General features: G+C 71.7%; 16 protein-coding genes. 9 read left to right on the forward strand and 7 right to left on the reverse strand.

The features are described from left to right. Positions 1–14: 14 nt before the first annotated feature. Positions 15–1202, forward strand: a complete 1188-nt coding sequence (locus tag OG514_RS16365; RefSeq protein WP_266895255.1) for a sigma-E factor regulatory protein RseB domain-containing protein — start codon at positions 15–17, stop codon at positions 1200–1202. Between the two features lie 82 nt (positions 1203–1284). Here OG514_RS16365 and OG514_RS16370 read toward each other — a convergent pair whose 3' ends face one another. From OG514_RS16370 to OG514_RS16380, 3 genes are all read right to left on the reverse strand, one after another. Continuing rightward, the gene (locus tag OG514_RS16370; protein WP_266895257.1) at positions 1285–2595 is read right to left on the reverse strand and encodes a M28 family metallopeptidase; all 1311 of its coding nucleotides are present in this window, start codon (positions 2593–2595) and stop codon (positions 1285–1287) included. A gap of 210 nt (positions 2596–2805) precedes the next feature. Then, positions 2806–3591, reverse strand: a complete 786-nt coding sequence (locus OG514_RS16375) for a HEAT repeat domain-containing protein (RefSeq protein ID WP_266895259.1) — start codon at positions 3589–3591, stop codon at positions 2806–2808. 43 nt (positions 3592–3634) lie between these two features. Then, entirely contained in the window at positions 3635–4024 is a 390-nt protein-coding gene (locus tag OG514_RS16380; RefSeq protein WP_266895261.1) for a hypothetical protein, read from the reverse strand. A 433-nt stretch (positions 4025–4457) separates the two neighbouring features. On the opposite strand from OG514_RS16380, the gene OG514_RS16385 reads away from it, so the two are divergent. The 3 genes from OG514_RS16385 to OG514_RS16395 all read left to right on the forward strand — a co-directional run bounded on the left by OG514_RS16385 (position 4458) and on the right by OG514_RS16395 (position 6863). Beyond that, on the forward strand, positions 4458–5009 hold the full coding sequence (locus OG514_RS16385; protein WP_266895263.1) for a GNAT family N-acetyltransferase: 552 nt from the start codon (positions 4458–4460) through the stop codon (positions 5007–5009). 368 nt (positions 5010–5377) lie between these two features. Beyond that, positions 5378–5995, forward strand: coding sequence for an N-acetyltransferase (locus OG514_RS16390; protein ID WP_266895265.1), 618 nt, complete (start codon positions 5378–5380; stop codon positions 5993–5995). A gap of 214 nt (positions 5996–6209) precedes the next feature. Continuing rightward, on the forward strand, positions 6210–6863 hold the full coding sequence (locus tag OG514_RS16395) for an NADPH-dependent F420 reductase (protein ID WP_266895267.1): 654 nt from the start codon (positions 6210–6212) through the stop codon (positions 6861–6863). On the opposite strand, the gene OG514_RS16400 is transcribed toward OG514_RS16395, so the two are convergent. Together OG514_RS16400 and OG514_RS16405 are read right to left on the reverse strand one after the other, a co-directional pair. Then, positions 6806–7474 carry a DUF4291 domain-containing protein gene (locus tag OG514_RS16400; RefSeq protein WP_266895269.1) on the reverse strand — a complete coding sequence of 223 codons (669 nt, stop codon included), beginning with the start codon at positions 7472–7474 and terminating at the stop codon, positions 6806–6808. The two genes, OG514_RS16395 and OG514_RS16400, sit on opposite strands and share 58 nt — an antisense overlap. Before the next feature lie 192 nt (positions 7475–7666). After that, a complete protein-coding gene (locus OG514_RS16405) occupies positions 7667–8107 on the reverse strand; it encodes a helix-turn-helix domain-containing protein (RefSeq protein ID WP_266895271.1) in 441 nt (146 codons plus the stop codon). 134 nt (positions 8108–8241) lie between these two features. On the opposite strand from OG514_RS16405, the gene OG514_RS16410 reads away from it, so the two are divergent. Next, on the forward strand, positions 8242–8559 hold the full coding sequence (locus tag OG514_RS16410; RefSeq protein ID WP_266895273.1) for a DUF6401 family natural product biosynthesis protein: 318 nt from the start codon (positions 8242–8244) through the stop codon (positions 8557–8559). Between the two features lie 10 nt (positions 8560–8569). Here OG514_RS16410 and rarD read toward each other — a convergent pair whose 3' ends face one another. Both rarD and OG514_RS16420 read right to left on the reverse strand, forming a co-directional pair. Further along, positions 8570–9652, reverse strand: coding sequence for an EamA family transporter RarD (rarD, locus tag OG514_RS16415; protein WP_266895275.1), 1083 nt, complete (start codon positions 9650–9652; stop codon positions 8570–8572). Between the two features lie 133 nt (positions 9653–9785). After that, on the reverse strand, positions 9786–10661 hold the full coding sequence (locus OG514_RS16420) for an NmrA family NAD(P)-binding protein (protein WP_266895277.1): 876 nt from the start codon (positions 10659–10661) through the stop codon (positions 9786–9788). 107 nt (positions 10662–10768) lie between these two features. Here OG514_RS16420 and OG514_RS16425 point away from each other — a divergent pair, with 107 nt between their 5' ends. The 4 genes from OG514_RS16425 to OG514_RS16440 all read left to right on the forward strand — a co-directional run bounded on the left by OG514_RS16425 (position 10769) and on the right by OG514_RS16440 (position 16488). Continuing rightward, positions 10769–11170 carry a helix-turn-helix domain-containing protein gene (locus OG514_RS16425; RefSeq protein WP_266895279.1) on the forward strand — a complete coding sequence of 134 codons (402 nt, stop codon included), beginning with the start codon at positions 10769–10771 and terminating at the stop codon, positions 11168–11170. Between the two features lie 85 nt (positions 11171–11255). After that, positions 11256–12059 carry a hypothetical protein gene (locus OG514_RS16430; protein WP_266895281.1) on the forward strand — a complete coding sequence of 268 codons (804 nt, stop codon included), beginning with the start codon at positions 11256–11258 and terminating at the stop codon, positions 12057–12059. A 5-nt stretch (positions 12060–12064) separates the two neighbouring features. Then, positions 12065–14302: a bifunctional serine/threonine-protein kinase/ABC transporter substrate-binding protein gene (locus OG514_RS16435; protein ID WP_266900871.1), complete on the forward strand. Its 2238-nt coding sequence runs from the start codon at positions 12065–12067 to the stop codon at positions 14300–14302. A gap of 2 nt (positions 14303–14304) precedes the next feature. Beyond that, entirely contained in the window at positions 14305–16488 is a 2184-nt protein-coding gene (locus tag OG514_RS16440; RefSeq protein ID WP_266895283.1) for a bifunctional serine/threonine-protein kinase/ABC transporter substrate-binding protein, read from the forward strand. The last annotated feature ends 8 nt before the right edge of the window (positions 16489–16496 follow it).

Consider the following 16496-nt stretch of genomic DNA (forward strand, 5'->3'; position numbering starts at 1 on the left):
AGGCAGGGGAGACCATGGCAGAGACCCGTAAGGCGAGCCGGTTCATCGTCCCGGTTGCGGTGGCAGGAGTGGCCGCGGCGACCATCGGACTGGTCCCGGCGCTGGCGGCGTCCGGCGACCCCGACCTGCCGGAGATCACCGCTCAGCAGCTCATCGAGAAGATCGCCGCCTCGGACACCCAGACGCTGTCCGGCACGTTCAAGATCTCCACCGACCTGGGACTGCCCCTCGGCGGCCTGACCTCCGCCCTGGGCGGCATCGGCGGCGGGCCCTCCTCGGCGGACCCCTCGGAGAAGCTCACGGAGCTCGTCTCCGGCAGCCACACCCTGCGGGTCGCGGCGGACGGCCCCGAGCGCCAGAAGCTGACGCTGCTCGACGGCTCCGACGAGTACAGCCTGATCCACAACGGCGACGACGTCTGGGCGTACGACAGCAAGTCCAACGAGGTCTTCCACGAGAAGGCCCCGGCGGGCGCCGACGCCCCGGGCGCGCACGAGGTTCCGAAGGGCAAGGAGCTCCCGGGCACGCCCAAGCAGCTCGCGGACGAGGTCCTGAAGGCCGCGGGCGACACCACGTCGATCACCGTCGACGGTACGGCGAAGGTGGCCGGCCGGGACGCGTACCAGCTGGTGATCAAGCCGAAGCAGACCGGTTCGACGGTCGAGTCGGTGAAGATCGCGGTGGACGCGGCGAACGGCACCCCGCTGAAGTTCACCCTCTCCTCGGTCGAGGGCGGCAAGCCCGTCGTCGACGCGGGCTTCACGAAGGTCGACTTCTCGAAGCCGGCGGCCTCCGACTTCACCTTCAAGGCGCCGGAGGGCGCGAAGGTGACCGACGGCGCGGCGGAGAAGGCGGCCGGCGAGAAGGGTGACCCCTTCGAAGGCCAGCTGCCGGGGGGCCTTGAGGGCGCGTTCGGCGACTTCGGCGCCGGCTCCGGCGAGGGCGGCATGAACGTCATCGGCGAGGGCTGGACGGCGATCGCGAAGATCGACAGCGGGGCGCCGGCGCCCAAGACCGACGAAGCGCCGAAGGAGATCCAGGGGCTCCTGGACTCCCTCGGCGACAAGGTCACCGGCAAGTTCGGCTCGGGCACCGTCTTCAAGACGAAGATCGTGAACGCGCTCCTCACCGACGACGGCAAGGTCTACGTCGGAGCGGTGACGAAGGACGCGCTGGTGGACGCGGCGAACTCCGGTAAGTAGCACGGAGTTCGGGTGGTTGGGACCCCGGGCGGGTCGGGGGCGATGTTCACCGACCCGCCCGGGCGTTCTGTTGCCTGCCCGGCTACGGGAACGTCAGCTTGAAGCCGCTGATGTAACCCGTGTCGACCGAGGCCTTGTCCTGGACGCGGAGCTTCCAGGCACCGTTGGCGACCTCGGAGGAGGCGTTCACGGTGAAGGTCTGGACGATGTTGTCGGCGCTGCCGCCGGACCGGTTGGACAGGCTGTAGACCGAGCCGTCGGGGGCGACGAGGTCGACGACGAGGTCACCGCGGTAGGTGTGGACGATGTCCACGCCGACGGCGAGGTTGCTGGGCGCGTTGCCCGTGACACCCGTGACGTTGACCGTCGAGGTCACCGCGGCGCCGTTGTCCGGGATGGACACGTCGGCCGTGTTCTCGAAGACCGTGCCGGTGGGCGGCGTGGTCGTGCCGGCGGACAGCGTCCAGATCGCGTGCGCGATCGCGTCGCTGTTGCGGTCGAGGGCGGTGTCGTTGATGTTCGACGTCGTGTCGCAGGACGAGTGGTAGCAGCGGTCGAAGGACTGACCGGAGGTGCCGCCCCACTTCTGCGCCTGCGCCGCCGTCTTGACGTAGTCGGCGCCGGCGAAGAGACCGCCGACCGGGATGCCCACGTTCTTGAACGGGGCGTGGTCGGAGCGGCCGTCGCCCTCGGTCTCGATCTCCGTGGCGATGCCCAGACCCGCGAAGTAGTCCTTGAAGGTCTTCTCGATGGTCGGGTCGTCGTCGTAGACGAAGTAGCCCGGGTTGGGCGAGCCGATCATGTCGAAGTTCAGGTAGCCCTTGACCTTCGCGCGCTCGGCGGTCGGCAGGTTGTTGACGTAGTACTTCGAGCCGATCAGCCCGAGCTCCTCAGCGCCCCACCAGCCGAAACGCAGGTGCTTGGAGGGCTGGTAGCCGGAGCGGGCCACGGCGAGGGCGGTCTCCAGGACCGCCGCGGAGCCGGAGCCGTTGTCGTTGATGCCGGGACCCGAGGTGACCGAGTCGAGGTGCGAGCCGGCCATCAGGACCTGGTTCGGGTCACCGCCCGGCCAGTCGGCTATCAGGTTGTAGCCGGTCGCGCCGCTGGAGGTGAAGGTCTGGAGGGTGGTGGTGTAGCCGGCGGCGTCCAGCTTGGCCTTCACGAAGTCGATCGACGCCTTGTAGCCGGTACGGCCATGGGCGCGGTTGCCGCCGTTGGCGGTGGCGATCGACTGCAGGTCCGTCAAGTGCTGCTTGACGTTGGCGAGCGGGATGTCGGGCGCGGCGGCAGCCGCGGCCGGGCTGGCCGTGGCGGTGGTGCCGGTGAGACCGGCGAGCGCGAGCGCCGCGAGGGCGGCGACCGCGGTGACACGTCTGGGCACGGAGATGTTCATCTGTGGGGGCTCCGGATTCCGAACGGGGATGGGACGGAACGTGCGAGACGCCTCGGGCTTGGGTGCCACGAGGCGTTGGAGCTGTGCGAGTGCATGCGCGGTGTTCAGTTGTTCAGGTGATCTGATGTTCAGATGTTCTGTTGTGCGTGCTGAATGTTCAGTGAGATTTTGACTCCGCGTCAAGAGCGGAAACCGGTCAGGTACGTTCGCTCACCGAACAAGCGCATCCACCACGGCCTCGCGCACCCCGGAATCGGGATCCCCCTCCAACTCCCTTAGAAGTACGTCGACTCCGGGCGTCGACCAGGAGGCAACCGCTTCGACGAGGGCGATCCGTACGGCCGGATCGGCGTGCCCGGCGAGCCGGGAGAGCCGTGCCAGTGGCCCCCGGCGCCGCATTCCGTACCAGCGGAGCGCCTCGCACAGCGCCGCCGTGTCGCCCCGGGACTCCGCGGCCTCGACCCGAGCGAGCAGCACCCGGGGAGCGGGCGGCGGCCCGTCGAGCGGATGCGGCCGCCGCTCGCGAAGCCGGCGGGCACCGTAGCCGCCACGGTCCCGGCAGCCGAAACAGAGGCAGGGCGGTGTGCCGTGGGCGCCGGGGCGGTAGCGCCACCCGTTGACCTGACGTACGGGCCGGATCTGCCGCACCTCGGCGGCGGCGACGGAGCGCGGGAGGAACACCTCCCAGCCCCGGGAGTCGGCCGCCTCGGAAACCCGCCGCACGGCCTCGGCGGCCGACACCCGCGGGGGCTCGCGGTCGCTGTACCGCCCGACGGTCACGGGCTCGTCGTCGGGAAGGCGTACGTGCACGGCGACCAGCCCACGGGGGCCGGGCCGACGGGCCAGTTCGCGCAGCCATTGGTGGGTGAGGGTGTACGAGGGGAGCACCGGGAAGAGAAACACGCCGCGCCACTGGGCGTGCCCGGCGGCCTTGAGACCGGCACGACGGACGCGGGCGGAGTTGGCGGCGGGGGTGAGGTGAACGAAGGTCGCCATGGCCGTGATCGTAGGAGGGCTTGGCGGGGCGCTCGACTGAGTTTTACGGGGTGGGGGTGGGGGTGGCGTCGTGGGTGAGGGTGGTGTCGCTGCCGTTGTCGGCAGCGAAGTCGCTGCGGATCAGAGGTGGTTGGTCGATGATCTCGATGAAGGCGATCCGGCCGTGTACGACGTCCAGGTTGATCATCCCGTCCTCGGGGAGGAGGGGGACGCAGCGATGGCCTTCGCCGTAGGGCTGCCCCTGGGGATGGTCCGAGGTACGGATGCTCTGGCAGAAGCCGTCACTGCAGCCGCAGGGGCCGTGCATCCGCACGTCGTGGACGACGATGGCCAGCTCACGCTCGCCCTCGCTCTCAAGAAGCCGCACGAGCTCGCGGACGAGGGAGGGATAGACGTCGCGAAGGAGCGGGGGGACGGGGAATTCCTGGTCCATGGGCGGGAGGTTACTGAGGTCCGGGGGCGGGAGTCTCTGGAGGGGCTCGGGTGCGGCCGGGGGGCGTGGCCTACGCAGGGCCCCGGGCAGTGTCGGGGGCCGGTGGGCGTCTGGCGGCCGGTGGGTGGGGGCTTGGTTCGCGGTCAGGGCGGGTGGGTGGCCTTCGGTGGGTTCGGGGTGCGCGGCAGTGCGATGGGGGCGACCCCGCTCCGGCTTAGCGGGAAACGGTCGCTGGTTGGTCAGGCTTCAAGCCCCGCTGGTCACTGCCGGGGTGGGGCGTGGGTAACTCTGCATTTCTCCGAGTCACGGACCCCGATGCGGCCCCTGAAAGGGGTAAATACCACTTCCCGGGGAGAGTTACTGCAGGAAACCTCCCTGCTGGACCGCCGTAATGCGATGGACAGTCATCCAGCGCTGAGCGAGCATCTCCGCGATGAACAACGAACTTCTCCCCACCCCCAAGTGCATCCGCTTCGTCGAGCTCAGCGAGAAGACGCTGCGGGCGCTCGCCGATGGTGACCTCGCCGGCGGCAGCGCCGAGGCCGGGGTCGCCCTCGATGAGTACTTCGTCAGCGACCGGTCCCGCTACATCTTCGGCTACCGCGCCGACCAGATCGCCAGGGACCCGTCCGCCGCGCCCTGGATCGCGCGGGCCGCAGTGTCCGAGCCGGACGGGACCGTCGTAGGCGACGCCGGTTTCCACGGACCGCCGAGCGAGGCCGGGGTGCTTGAGGTCGGCTACACCGTCGCGGTCGCGTACCGCCGCCAGGGCTATGCCCGGGCCATGCTGAGGGAGCTGCTCGTCAGGGCCGCGGGTGAACCCTGTGTCAGGACCGTGCGGGCCACCATCAAGTCCGACAACAAGGCCTCCCTGGCCACCATCGCCGGCTTCGGTTTCACGCGCGTCGGTGAGAAGGGCAACGAGCAGGACGGATTCGAGTTCGTCTTCGAGGTCCCGGCAGACGCCATGCAGACCGTGGGATGAGAAGCACCTTGCTGACGCGATGAGTTGAGATCCGGGCTGGGCCTGCGCGACCGCCGGCGCTTGGTGGGTGGTTGGGGGTGCCGCGAAGAGGTTTCCTACAGTAACTCGGCCAGCGGAGGGTGATTCGCCCCCTTTGGGCGCCATTCCGAGGCCTGTTGCTCGCAGAAATGCAGGGTTTCCACCCCTCCCGCCCACCGGGAGCGACCAGCGGGGCCTGAAGCCCCACCGAAGTCTGCCGTCCACGCCAACACGTGCCAACGCGCGCCAACGCGCCCCCCGCAAGGGCGTGATGACCGAGATCGTACGGAACCTGGAGTCGCCGCCCGGGACCGCCCCCGCCGGTCGGTGAAGATCATCAAGCGTGCAGAATGACCCGTATGCCTACCTCGAACACACCGAAAACGGCAATAGTCGACGACGCCCCGATGGTCAGCCACACCCTGGCCCGTGCCTTCGGCGACGACCCGATGATGCGCTGGTTCTTCCCCGACGACGCTTCGCGCGAGGCCGGTCTCGGCCGGTACTTCACCACCCTCTTCACCCGGCAGTACGGACTCCACGGCGTGTGCGAGCGCACCGACGCCGCCGCCGCCTTCTGGGTGGCGCCGGAGGGCCAGGACAAGGCGGTCCCCGACGCTGAGACCATCCAGGAGCTCCAGGAGATCCTCGGGGACCGGGCCGGTCTATTCCGCGAGGCCGTCGAGGCCGCGGCCGCGCACACGCCGCCGGAGCCTCACTGGTACCTCGCGGTGATCGGCGCCGACCCGGCCGCCCGGGGCCAGGGGCACGGGTCCGCGCTGCTGCGCTCGGGCCTCGCCCAGGCCGACGCGGCGGGCATGCCCGTCTACCTGGAGTCCTCCAAGCCGGACAACCTCCCCGTGTACGAGCACTTCGGCTTCGTCGTGCTCGGTGAGGCGAGCCTGCCGGGCGGCGGCCCGACCCTGTGGGCGATGCGGCGCGCGCCCCGGGACGTGTCCGGCACCTGATCCCTCAGGGAGGGGAGACGGGACGACATCCCCCCGGGGAGGTAAGGCCGGACGGCATCCCCCCGGGAGGGAGGACGGGACGGCGGCGGGACGCAGTGGGGCGGCGGCCGCGTGCGGTACGGCGTAGGGTCGGCCTCCCGGGCCGCCGTCCCCTTCCGAGGGGCGAGCCGGCCTGTGTCAGGGCCGCCGTCTCCCTTCCGAAGGAGCGCACGTCATGAAGATCGCCGTACTCGGCACCGGCGATGTCGGTCGCCGGCTCGCCACGAAGCTCGTCTCCCTCGGGCACCAGGTCGCGATGGGTTCCCGTACCGCCGACAACGCCGAGGCCGTGAAGTGGGCCGATGAGCACGGCGGCGGTCACGGCACTTTCGCGGACGCCGCCGCCTCCGCCGAGCTCGTCGTGAACGCGACCGGCGGTCTCGTCTCCCTCGCCGTCCTGGAGTCCGTGGGCCCGGACAAGCTGCGTGGCAAGGTCGTCCTCGACGTCTCCAACGCGCTCGACTTCTCCGAGGGCTTCCCGCCCAAGGTCGTCACGCCGGACGGCGGCAGCGTCGCCGAGCAGTTGCAGAAGGCGTTCCCGGAGGCGCGGGTCGTCAAGACGCTCAACACCATGACCAACACCGTCATGGTCGAGCCCGGCCGCGTCCCGGGACACCACAACGTGTTCCTCAGCGGCGACGACGAGGACGCCAAGGCCGCCGTCGCGGAGCTGCTCGGCTCCTTCGGCTGGGCCGCCGACCGGATCATCGACCTCGGCGACCTGACGAGCGCCCGCGCGACGGAGCAGCTCGTCCAGCTGTGGCTGCGGCTCTACGGGGTGCTCGGCACCGGCGACTTCAACTTCTCCGTGGTCACCGCGCCGTCCTGAACGCGCAGGCGGTCGAGCAGGCCCGCCGCCTCCGGATACGGCTCCTCGCGGGGCAGCAGCGGGTGGGCGGCGTCGAGGTCGCCCGCCCGGACGAGGTCGCGGACCCGGTGGGCGAGCGGGGTCACGTCGGTGACGGACACCGTCCACTCGTCCGCGTACCGGCGTGAGGCCTCGCCCGAGAGTCCGAGCTGGAGCGACCGGTACGGGAGCGCCCGCAGCCGCAGATCCCGCTCGGGGTCCCACTGCACCCGCGCCGGCGCCTCCCGCAGCTGGTGCTTCCAGGCGGCCTGATCGGGATGGAACCCGCGTTCGTAGTGGGAGAGGCAGGCGTTCCGCAGGGCCCACTCGAAGCCTTCGCGGTCGATCTCCACGGCGAGGACGGTCTCCTGGCCCTCCTTCGTCCCCCAGCCCGAGCGGTACATCATCCACAGGAACGACGGCTTGATCCATGTCATCCGGTCCCGCTTCCACACGGCCGGAAAACGCCCCTCCCGGGCCGTCGGCAGACCGATCTCGGGCGGGTACGCCTGGTAGACGGTGACCGTACGGTCGGTGTGGAGCGCGCGGATCCGGTACTTCGGCTCGTCATTGGCCGACTTCGGTTCTTCCATGGCTCCCAGGGTGGGCGTAGTCCACGGGGAGGGCCACCGGTTATCCGCGCTGTCTCCGTCGTCTCCGCTGTCTCCGAGTCGCCGGAACCGTCTCCGAGTCGCCGGAACCGTCTCCGCGTCGTGGAACCGTCTCCGAGTCACCGGAACCGTCTCCGAGTCACCGGAACCGTCTCTGCGCCCCTGGAACCAGCCTCAGGACACCGTCGCCGCCTCCTTCGCGTCGTACTCCTCCCGTGCCGCCGCGATCTCGTTCTGGTGCTGCTCGGTCCAGGTGACGAGGGAGCGGATCGTGGTGTGCAACGTACGGCCCAGGGGTGTCAGTTCGTAGTCGACGCGGGGCGGGATCACCGGGTGGACGGTGCGCTTCACCAGGCCGTCGCGCTCCAGCTGGCGCAGGGTCACGGTCAGCATGCGCTGGCTGACGCCGTCGATCTCGCGCTTGAGCTCCGTGAAGCGCAGGACCCGGCGGTCGAGGAGCGCGATGACGAGGAGGGACCACTTGTCGGCGACCCGGTCGAGGATCTGCCGTACCTCGCAGTCCTCCCGGGTGTCCCACTGGAAGGGGTCGAGATGCCCGTCGCTTCCGTAGGTTCTTTCGCAGTGGCTGGGTGACTTCGAAGTGCCTTCTTCCATGACAACCCATGCTCCCGCAGGATGCCCATGGTTACAAGACGGAACCTACCCCCGGGTCGGTAACCGGCCGCATGGGTCGGTCCTGCGACCAAGCTCACGGCCTGAATGACGCCGTACGCACCTAATGTGGAGGGATGAACGATTCGCCCGGCTGCCCGCTGATCGACGTCGCCGCCACGTACATGCCCCGGCTCTCGGAGATGACGTCCGCGCCGGGGCTTGCGGCTGCCGTCGACCAGCACGCCGCCGCCGTGCGCGACGCCCTGATCCCGGCCCAGCGGGGGTCCGGGGGCCGTATCGTCCGGCGCGACGAGCTCGCCGACTACGTCCTCGGGTTCACCGACTGGCTGGCCGGGGTCGACTGGGCCGAGCCCGCCGGTCACGACTTCGCGACCCTGCGTCTGACGGCGGTCTGCTGGCTGATCCGGGAGCACGACCTCCTGGAGGCGTGACCGCCCGCCGTCAGAGCGCTTGGCGGGCCGGTGCCGGTGCCGGTGCCGGTGCCGGTGCCGCTGCCGACTCCGGCTTCTGCGCGGGTCCCGTCAGCGAGGCCTCGGCAGCGGTGGCCGTGGGCGTGGCGGCAGCGGTGGCAGTATCGGCGTCCGCCGCCGCCTCGGCCGCCGCCTCCGCCGTGGCCTTCGCCGCCTCCATCGCCGCCCTGCTCCGGCGGGCCGTGCGCAGGGCGTCCCAGGTGAGGATCGTCAGGGCCAGCCAGACGAGGGAGAAGCCCGCCCAGCGCTCCGGCGGCATCTCCTCGTGGAAGTAGAGGACCCCGAGCAGGAACTGGAAGGTCGGCGCCAGGTACTGGAGGAGGCCGAGCGTCGACAGCGGTACGCGGATCGCGGCCGCGCCGAAGCAGACGAGCGGGACCGCCGTGACGATGCCGGTGGCGGCGAGCAGGGCCGTGTGGCCGGCGCCGTGGGAGCCGAAGGCGAGGGTGCCCTGGCTGCCGAGCCAGACGAGGTAGCCGAGGGCCGGCAGGAACTGGACGGCGGTCTCGGCGGCGAGCGACTCCAGGCCGCCGATGTTGACCTTCTTCTTCACCAGGCCGTAGACGGCGAACGAGAAGGCGAGGGCCAGGGAGATCCAGGGCGGCTGCCCGTATCCGATGGCCAGGACGAGGACGGCGGCGAAGCCGACACCGACCGCGGCCCACTGTGCCGGGCGCAGTCGTTCCTGGAGGACGAGGACGCCGAGGGCGATGGTGACGAGCGGGTTGATGAAGTAGCCGAGGGAGGCCTCGACGACGTGGCCCGTGTTGACGGACCAGATGTAGAGGCCCCAGTTCACCGTGATGACGGCGGCGGCGACGGTGATCAGGCCGAGCTTGCGGGGGCTGCGGACGAGTTCGCGCATCCAGCCCCAGCGGCGCACCGCGAGCAGGGCGATGCCGACGAAGACCAGGGACCACACCATCCGGTGGGCGAGGATCTCGATCGACCCGGCGGGCTTGAGGAGCGGCCAGAAGAGCGGGACCAGACCCCACATGCCGTAGGCGCCGATCCCGTAGAGCAATCCTGCTCGTTCCTCGTTATCCGTCTTCACCGGACCTCCCGCCCTGTGCCGCGCTGTCCTGTCGAAGGTAGCGCCGCACCGGGCGGGTTGTCATGCCCGTACCGCAATACGGTCATGACCATGGGGAGGGGCGGGACGGAGGGGTGAGGTGGAGGCGTGTTCTTCAGGAGGCGTCGAGCGCTTCCTGGATCGTCACGGCGATCGGGGTGGTCGGGCGGCCGATCAGGCGGGCCAGGTCGCCGGTCTGCAGGGCGAGCGCGCCGTGCTCGACGGCCCGGTCGACGTCGACCAGGATCTCGGCGAAGGGGGCCGGGACCCCGGCGCCGGTGAGGATCGCGAGGTGCGCCTCGGCGGGCACGTTGCTGTACGTGATCTCCCGGCCGGACCGGGCGGCGACCTCGGCGGCGTACTCCGCGAGGGACCAGGCGGTGTCGCCGCTCAGCTCGTACGCCTTGTTCAGGTGCTCCTCGGCGGGGCCGGCCAGGACGGCTGCCGCGGCGGCGGCGTAGTCGGCGCGGGCGGCGGAGGCGATCCGGCCCTCGCCGGCGTTCGCGACGACGGCGCCGTGGGCCAGGACCGGGGCGAGGTTCGCGGTGTAGTTCTCGGTGTACCAGCCGTTGCGGAGGAAGGTGTACGGCAGTCCCGAGTCGAGGATCAGCCGCTCGGTCACCTTGTGCTCGGCGGCCAGGTCGAAGTCGGCCCCGTCCCCGCCGAGGACGCCGGTGTACGCGAGCTGGGCGACGCCCGCGGCCTTGGCCGCGTCGATCACGGCGGCGTGCTGGGCGACGCGCTGTCCGACCTCGCTGCCCGAGATGAGCAGCACCCGGTCGCCGGCCTCGAAGGCCTCGGCCAGGGTCTCCGGCTTGCTGTAGTCCGCGATCCGCAGCTCCACACCGCGCTCCGCCAGGTCGGCCGCCTTCTCCTTGTCGCGGACGACGGCGACGACGGACTCGGCGGGGACGGCGGACGCGCCGGTGAGGAGGGCGTCGACGACGAGACGGCCGAGCTGTCCGGTGGCTCCGGTGACGACGAGGCTCATGGTGCTTCCTTCTTCCGGTGGGAGGCGCGGGGTGCGCCGGGCGATGTACTCACCGTACGACGGGCGCTAACCTTTCGTAAGTACCCACTTTGAAGTAAGGTACTGGTATGGGAGTAAGTGAGAAAGTGCCGCACGACCTGCCGCAGGCCGTCGTGGCGGACGCCATGTGCCCGGAGCGCCGCGTCCTGGAGCACGTCACCAGCCGCTGGGGCGTCCTCATCCTGATCGCCCTGCGGGAGCGCTCGTACCGCTTCAGTGAGCTGCGTCGCGCGGTCGGCGGCGTCAGCGAGAAGATGCTCACGCAGACCCTCCAGACCCTGGAGCGCGACGGCTTCGTCCACCGCGACGCCAAGCCCGTCATCCCGCCCCGCGTCGACTACAGCCTCACCGGACTCGGCGAGGAGGCCGCCCGCCGGGTCTGGGAGCTCGCCCGGTGGACCGCGAGCAGCCTCGACGAGGTGGAGGAGGCGCGTGTGCGTTACGACACCGTGCGAGAAGCGTCCCAATGACGTTGTAGCCCCGCCCAGTTGATGCGCGGAGCCGTACGATCTCCTTCACCGACCGGGGGATCGTGTGAGCGACCGTGGGGGAATCGTGAGGGACACGTACGGAAGAGTGCTGCGCACCGGTGCTGCGGTGGCGGCGGGCATGGCACTCCTGGCGGCCTGTTCGCCGGGAGACGGCGGGGGCGACGGGAAACCGCCCCGAAGAACACCGAGCACCAGCGCGTCCGGGACCCCGTCCCCGACACCGAGCGGACCGGGCGTCGCCCTGGACCCGAAGAAGGCCCCGCGCACCGCGGCCGACGCGAAGCGGCTGGCACTCGCCGTCGTGGCGGGGCCGGACGCCTGGGGGCCCGAGTACGTCAAGCGCAGCCCGTTCCTCAGCGGCCCCGGTTCCTGGCCGGTCCTCGACGCGAACTGCACCTGGGAAGCCGGCAGCCTTCCGGGCTCCGTCCTCTACAGCGTCACGTCCTACAGCGAGATCCCGGCCGCGGGCGGCAAGGGAGTCCTGCGCGTCGCCGCCACCGTCACCATCCACCGCACCGAGTCCGACGCCGACTGGGAGATGGCCGAAACCCTGGAGGAGGCGCTGCGCTGCCCCGACCAGCGGCTGCGCGAGGGCGAACGCATCAGCAGCCTCACGTCGGTCAGCCCCCTTTACGACGATGCATCCACCACGGACGACCTCCTCGTCGAGCGCGGCTCGTACCTCACCGACGCCTTCAAGGGACCGCAGTTCTACACCTGGTTCCAGAGCCGCATCGGGCAGGTCAGCTTCGCCACCGTCATCAAGGGAGCCCCCGGCTACACCGAGGCGAAGATCACCGACGCCCAGGTCCGGGCCAACGTCATCATGCAGGACCGCGTCAAGAAGCAGTGGGGAGCCCAGTCGTGAGCCCGATGGCCCAGCCCGGCCCCCAGCCCGGCGCCCTCCAGGCGCTCCTGCCCTCCGACCCTTCGTCGATCGCCGGCTACCGCCTCCTGGGCCGCCTCGGCGCCGGCGGCATGGGCGTCGTCTACCTCGGCCGCACCGACAGCGGCGAGCTCGCCGCCGTCAAGGTCACCCACGCCGACCAGGCCGACCAGGCCGACTTCCGGGCCCGCTTCCGCCGCGAGGTCGAGGCCGCCCGCCGGGTCGTCAGCCCCTGGGCGGTCCCCGTGACCGGCGCCGATCCCGACGCCCCCGAGCCGTGGATGGCCACCGCCTTCGTGCCGGGCCCGTCCCTCGGTGAGGCCGTCCGAGCCCACGGGCCGCTGCCCGAGCGGAGCGTACGGATCCTCGGCGGTGCCGTCGCCCGCGCGCTCGCCGCCGTCCACGCGGCCGGGATCGTCCACCGGGACGTGAAGCCCGGCAACATCCTGCTCGCCGTCGACGGCCCCCGGCTCATCGACTTCGGCATCGCCCGTGCGACCGGGGAGACCGGGCTGACCTCGGCCGACATGGTCGTCGGCACGCCCGGCTTCCTCGCCCCCGAGCAGGCCGAGGCCCGCGCCGCCGAGATCGGCCCCGCCTCCGACGTCTTCGCCCTCGGCTGTCTGCTCGCTTTCGCGACCACCGGCCGCCCGCCGTTCGGTACGGGCGCCCTGGACGCCCTCCTCTACCGGACCGTGCACGACGAGCCCGACCTCGCCGGCGTACCGGAGCCGCTGCTCGACCTCGTACGGCAGTGCCTCGCCAAGGAACCGGCCGCGCGCCCCACCGCCGAGGAGATCGCCGCCCGGCTCACCGAGGACACCCCGGGCGCCCCCGCCGACTGGCTGCCCGCGCCCGTCGTCACCACCATCGCCACCCGCTCGACGGCCATGCTGGCGCTTCCCGACATCGACCCGACCGCGCACGGCACGGACGCCGCCGCCCCGGCCGGGCCCAGCAGGCGCGGCTTCCTGCTGCTCGGCGCCGGTGCCGCGGTGCTCGCGGCGGGCGGCGGCGCGTACGCCCTGTGGAACTCCGGGCGGGACGACACCGACGGGAAGCCCCCCGCGCCGAAGCCCCAGAACACCTGGGCCATCGGCGTCCTCGCCGACCTCTCCGGGCCCGCCCGGGAGATCGGCCGGGCCCAGGAGCGCGGCGCCCGGCTCGCCGTCGAGCGGTTCAACGCCGTGCACAAGGGCAAGCCCTTCACCCTTGAGCTCAAGGTCTCCGACGACCGTGGGGAGGTCGCCGGCGCCCTCGCCGCCGCCCGCCGGCTCACCTCCGACCCCTCCGTGATCGCCGTCCTCGGCCCCACCTCCGACGCCACCGGCGTCGCCGAGCTCGCCGCCTTCGAGGAGGCCGACGTGCCGCTCCTCACCACCTCGGCGGGCTACAACCTCTTCACCCTGCGCGCCGATGCCAACTCCTCGCGGAACACGACCGTTCTCCGCGCCATCCCGAACCACGTCCTGGCGGGCACCTACCTCGCCTGGTCCGCCACGCTGCTGCCGCAGATCCGGCGCCCCGGAGTCCTCCAGGAACGCACCGACGACCAGTACGGCTGGCAGTGCACCGCCGGCGCCCGCTTCGGATTCAGGTACGCCGGCATCGAGCCGCACTTCCGGGTGGTCCCGGCCGGTGTCACCGACTACCGCCGGATCATCGGCGAGATGATCGACGCCGGCATCGACGCGTACGTCCACTGCGGTGTCCGCTCCACGGCCGTGCTCGCCGCCCGCGCCCTGACACAACTTGGCTTCACCGGGCCCCGGTTCGCCGGCCAGCACGTCTTCGGGTCGGAATTCCTGAAGGAGGCCGGGAGCGCCGCCGAGGGCTGGTACGTCTGCGCTCCCGTCGTCGACCCCGTCCAGCGGGCCACCGACACCAAGCAGAAGGCGGCCGACCGCAAGCGCGCCCAGGACTTCGTCGACGCCTACCGCAAGCGCTACGGCACCGCCCCCGCCTTCTACACCGGCGAGTCCTTCGACGTGGTCGGCCTGGTCACGTCCTGGCTCTCCTCGAACGCCGCCAAGGGCCCGCTCACCCGCAAGGGCCTGTGGGAGGCGCTGCGCAAGCAGGAGTACACCGGGGCCATGGGCGGTTACTCGTTCGGCGACAACGGCGAGCTCAGAGGTATGGGCACCTTCCTCTACGGCGTGCAGAACGGGGCCTACAAGTATCTCGGTCCCGCGCCCGCGGAACCCAACAAGCCCAAGAAGGCCTGAGCGTGCAGCCCCTCAAGAAGGCCGATCCCTCCTCGATCGCCGGCTACCGGCTGCTCGGACGGCTCGGCGCCGGCGGCATGGGCGTGGTCTACCTCGCCCGTTCCGCCGGCGGTGCGCTCGCCGCGCTCAAGCTCATCCGCGCCGAGCACGCCGCCGACCCCGGCTTCCGGGAGCGGTTCCGCCGCGAGGCGCGGGCCGCCGAGCGGATCACCGGCCGCTGGGTCGTCCGCGTCCTCGGCGCCGATCCGGAGGCCCGGGAGCCGTGGCTCGCGACCGAGTACGTGCCCGGGCCCTCGCTCGCCGAGGCCGTCGCCCTGCACGGCGCCCTGCCCGAGCCGACCGTGCGGGCGCTCGGCGCACGACTCGCCGACGCCCTCGCCGACATGCACACGGCCGGGCTCGTCCACCGGGACGTCAAGCCCGGGAACGTGTTGCTCGCCCTCGACGGGCCCCGGCTGATCGACTTCGGCATCGCCAGGGCCGCCGGGGCGACCGCGCTCACGGCCACCGACGCCATGATCGGCACCCCCGGCTTCCTTGCCCCCGAGCAGGCCCGCGCCCTGGGGGCCGGCGAGGTCGGACCGGCCAGCGACGTCTTCTCGCTCGGCTGCGTCCTCGCGTACGCGCTGACCGGACGCCGCCCCTTCGGTACGGGCGGGGTGGCCTCGGTCGTCTACCGCACCGTCCACGAGGAGCCCGACCTCGACGGCCTGCCCGGGCCGCTGCTGCCCCTGGTCGCGGCCTGTCTCGCCAAGGGCGCCGCCGACCGGCCGAGCACCGCCGAGGTGCGGGACGCCCTCGGTCCGTACGAGGGCCCGGCGGCGGGCGACTGGCTGCCGACCGGTCTGCCCGCCCTGATCGCCCAGCGCTCGTCACGGGTCCTGGACCTGCCGGTCGCCGATCCGACCGTCCTCAACCCCCGCGAGAAGCAGGGGACTTCGCGGCGCCGCTTTCTGGTACTCGGCGCGGCCGGGGCCGTCGCGGGCACGGGTGGCCTCACCGCCTGGCTGCTCGGCCGCGACCCGGGCACCGGAACGGGCGGCACCGGCGGCGGTGCGGGGGCGCCGAAGGCGGCGTACACGCTCGGTGTCCTCACCGACCTCAGCGGCCCCGGCAAGGCGGACGGGCGCGCCCAGGAACGCGGACTGCGCCTTGCCGCGGAGACCTTCAACGCCCGCGCGGACCGGCCCTTCGACCTGGTCCTCAAGGTGACGGACGACGGGGGAGTCCCCGAGCGGGCCGCCGCCGGGGCCCGCACCCTCCTCAAGGACCCGGCCCTGGTCGCCGTCCTCGGCCCGACGGCCACCGAGACGGCCATCGAGGCGGCGAACGCGCTCGTCGATTCCAGGGTGCCGGTGCTGAGCGTGGTGGCGTCGGTCGCGGACGGGGTGATCCGGGGTCAGACGCCGCAGGCGCGCACCTACTTCGAAGTGCGGCCCTACCCCGACGTGATGTCGGCGCCCTTCGGCCGTTACCTCACGGAGCACGGTCTGCGCCGTACCGCCGTCATCGAGGACCGGGCGGCCGGCACCTACAGCTGGCTCGCCGCCCGGAACCTGAAGGACTCGCCTCCCGCCGGCGGCACGGTCACCGTGCACCAGGTCGCGGCGGACAGCGAGGACTTCGGGCCGGCGGTCCGGGCCGCGCTCGCCACCTCCCCGACGGGCGTGATGTACGTGGGGAAGTCGCCGCGCCGGGCCGCCCTGTGCGCCAAGGCACTGCAGCAGCAGGGGTACCGGGGCCCGCGCGGAAGCGTCGAGCCCGCGCTCCAGCCGGAGTTCCTCGCCGTGGCGGGTCCGGCCGCCGAGGGCTGGTACTTCGGGGCGGGCTACACCGACCCCGACACGGTCCCGGCCGCGAAGGAGTTCGCGGCCGCGTACCGCAGGCGCTGGCGGCTCGCGGCCACGGATCCGGTTGAGCGGTTCGCGGTGGAGTCGTACGACGCCCTGTACTGGACGGTGCAGGCACTGCCTACCGCCGTCAAGAGGAACGCGAGGTACCCGGGCGCGGCGATGTCGTACGCGTTCATGAAGGACCACAAGGTGTACCGGGGGGTGGCGAGGTCCTACTACTCCAGGGCCAGCGAGAACTCGACGACCGTCCTGGAAGGGCTGACCCTCTGGCGGATCCGCTCCGGAAGGCCGCGCTGCCTCGGCCCGTTCACCGAGGCAGCGAAGCGCGACTGACCGCGCGG

This window comes from Streptomyces sp. NBC_00572, from assembly GCF_026341815.1.
Lineage (GTDB): Bacteria > Actinomycetota > Actinomycetes > Streptomycetales > Streptomycetaceae > Streptomyces.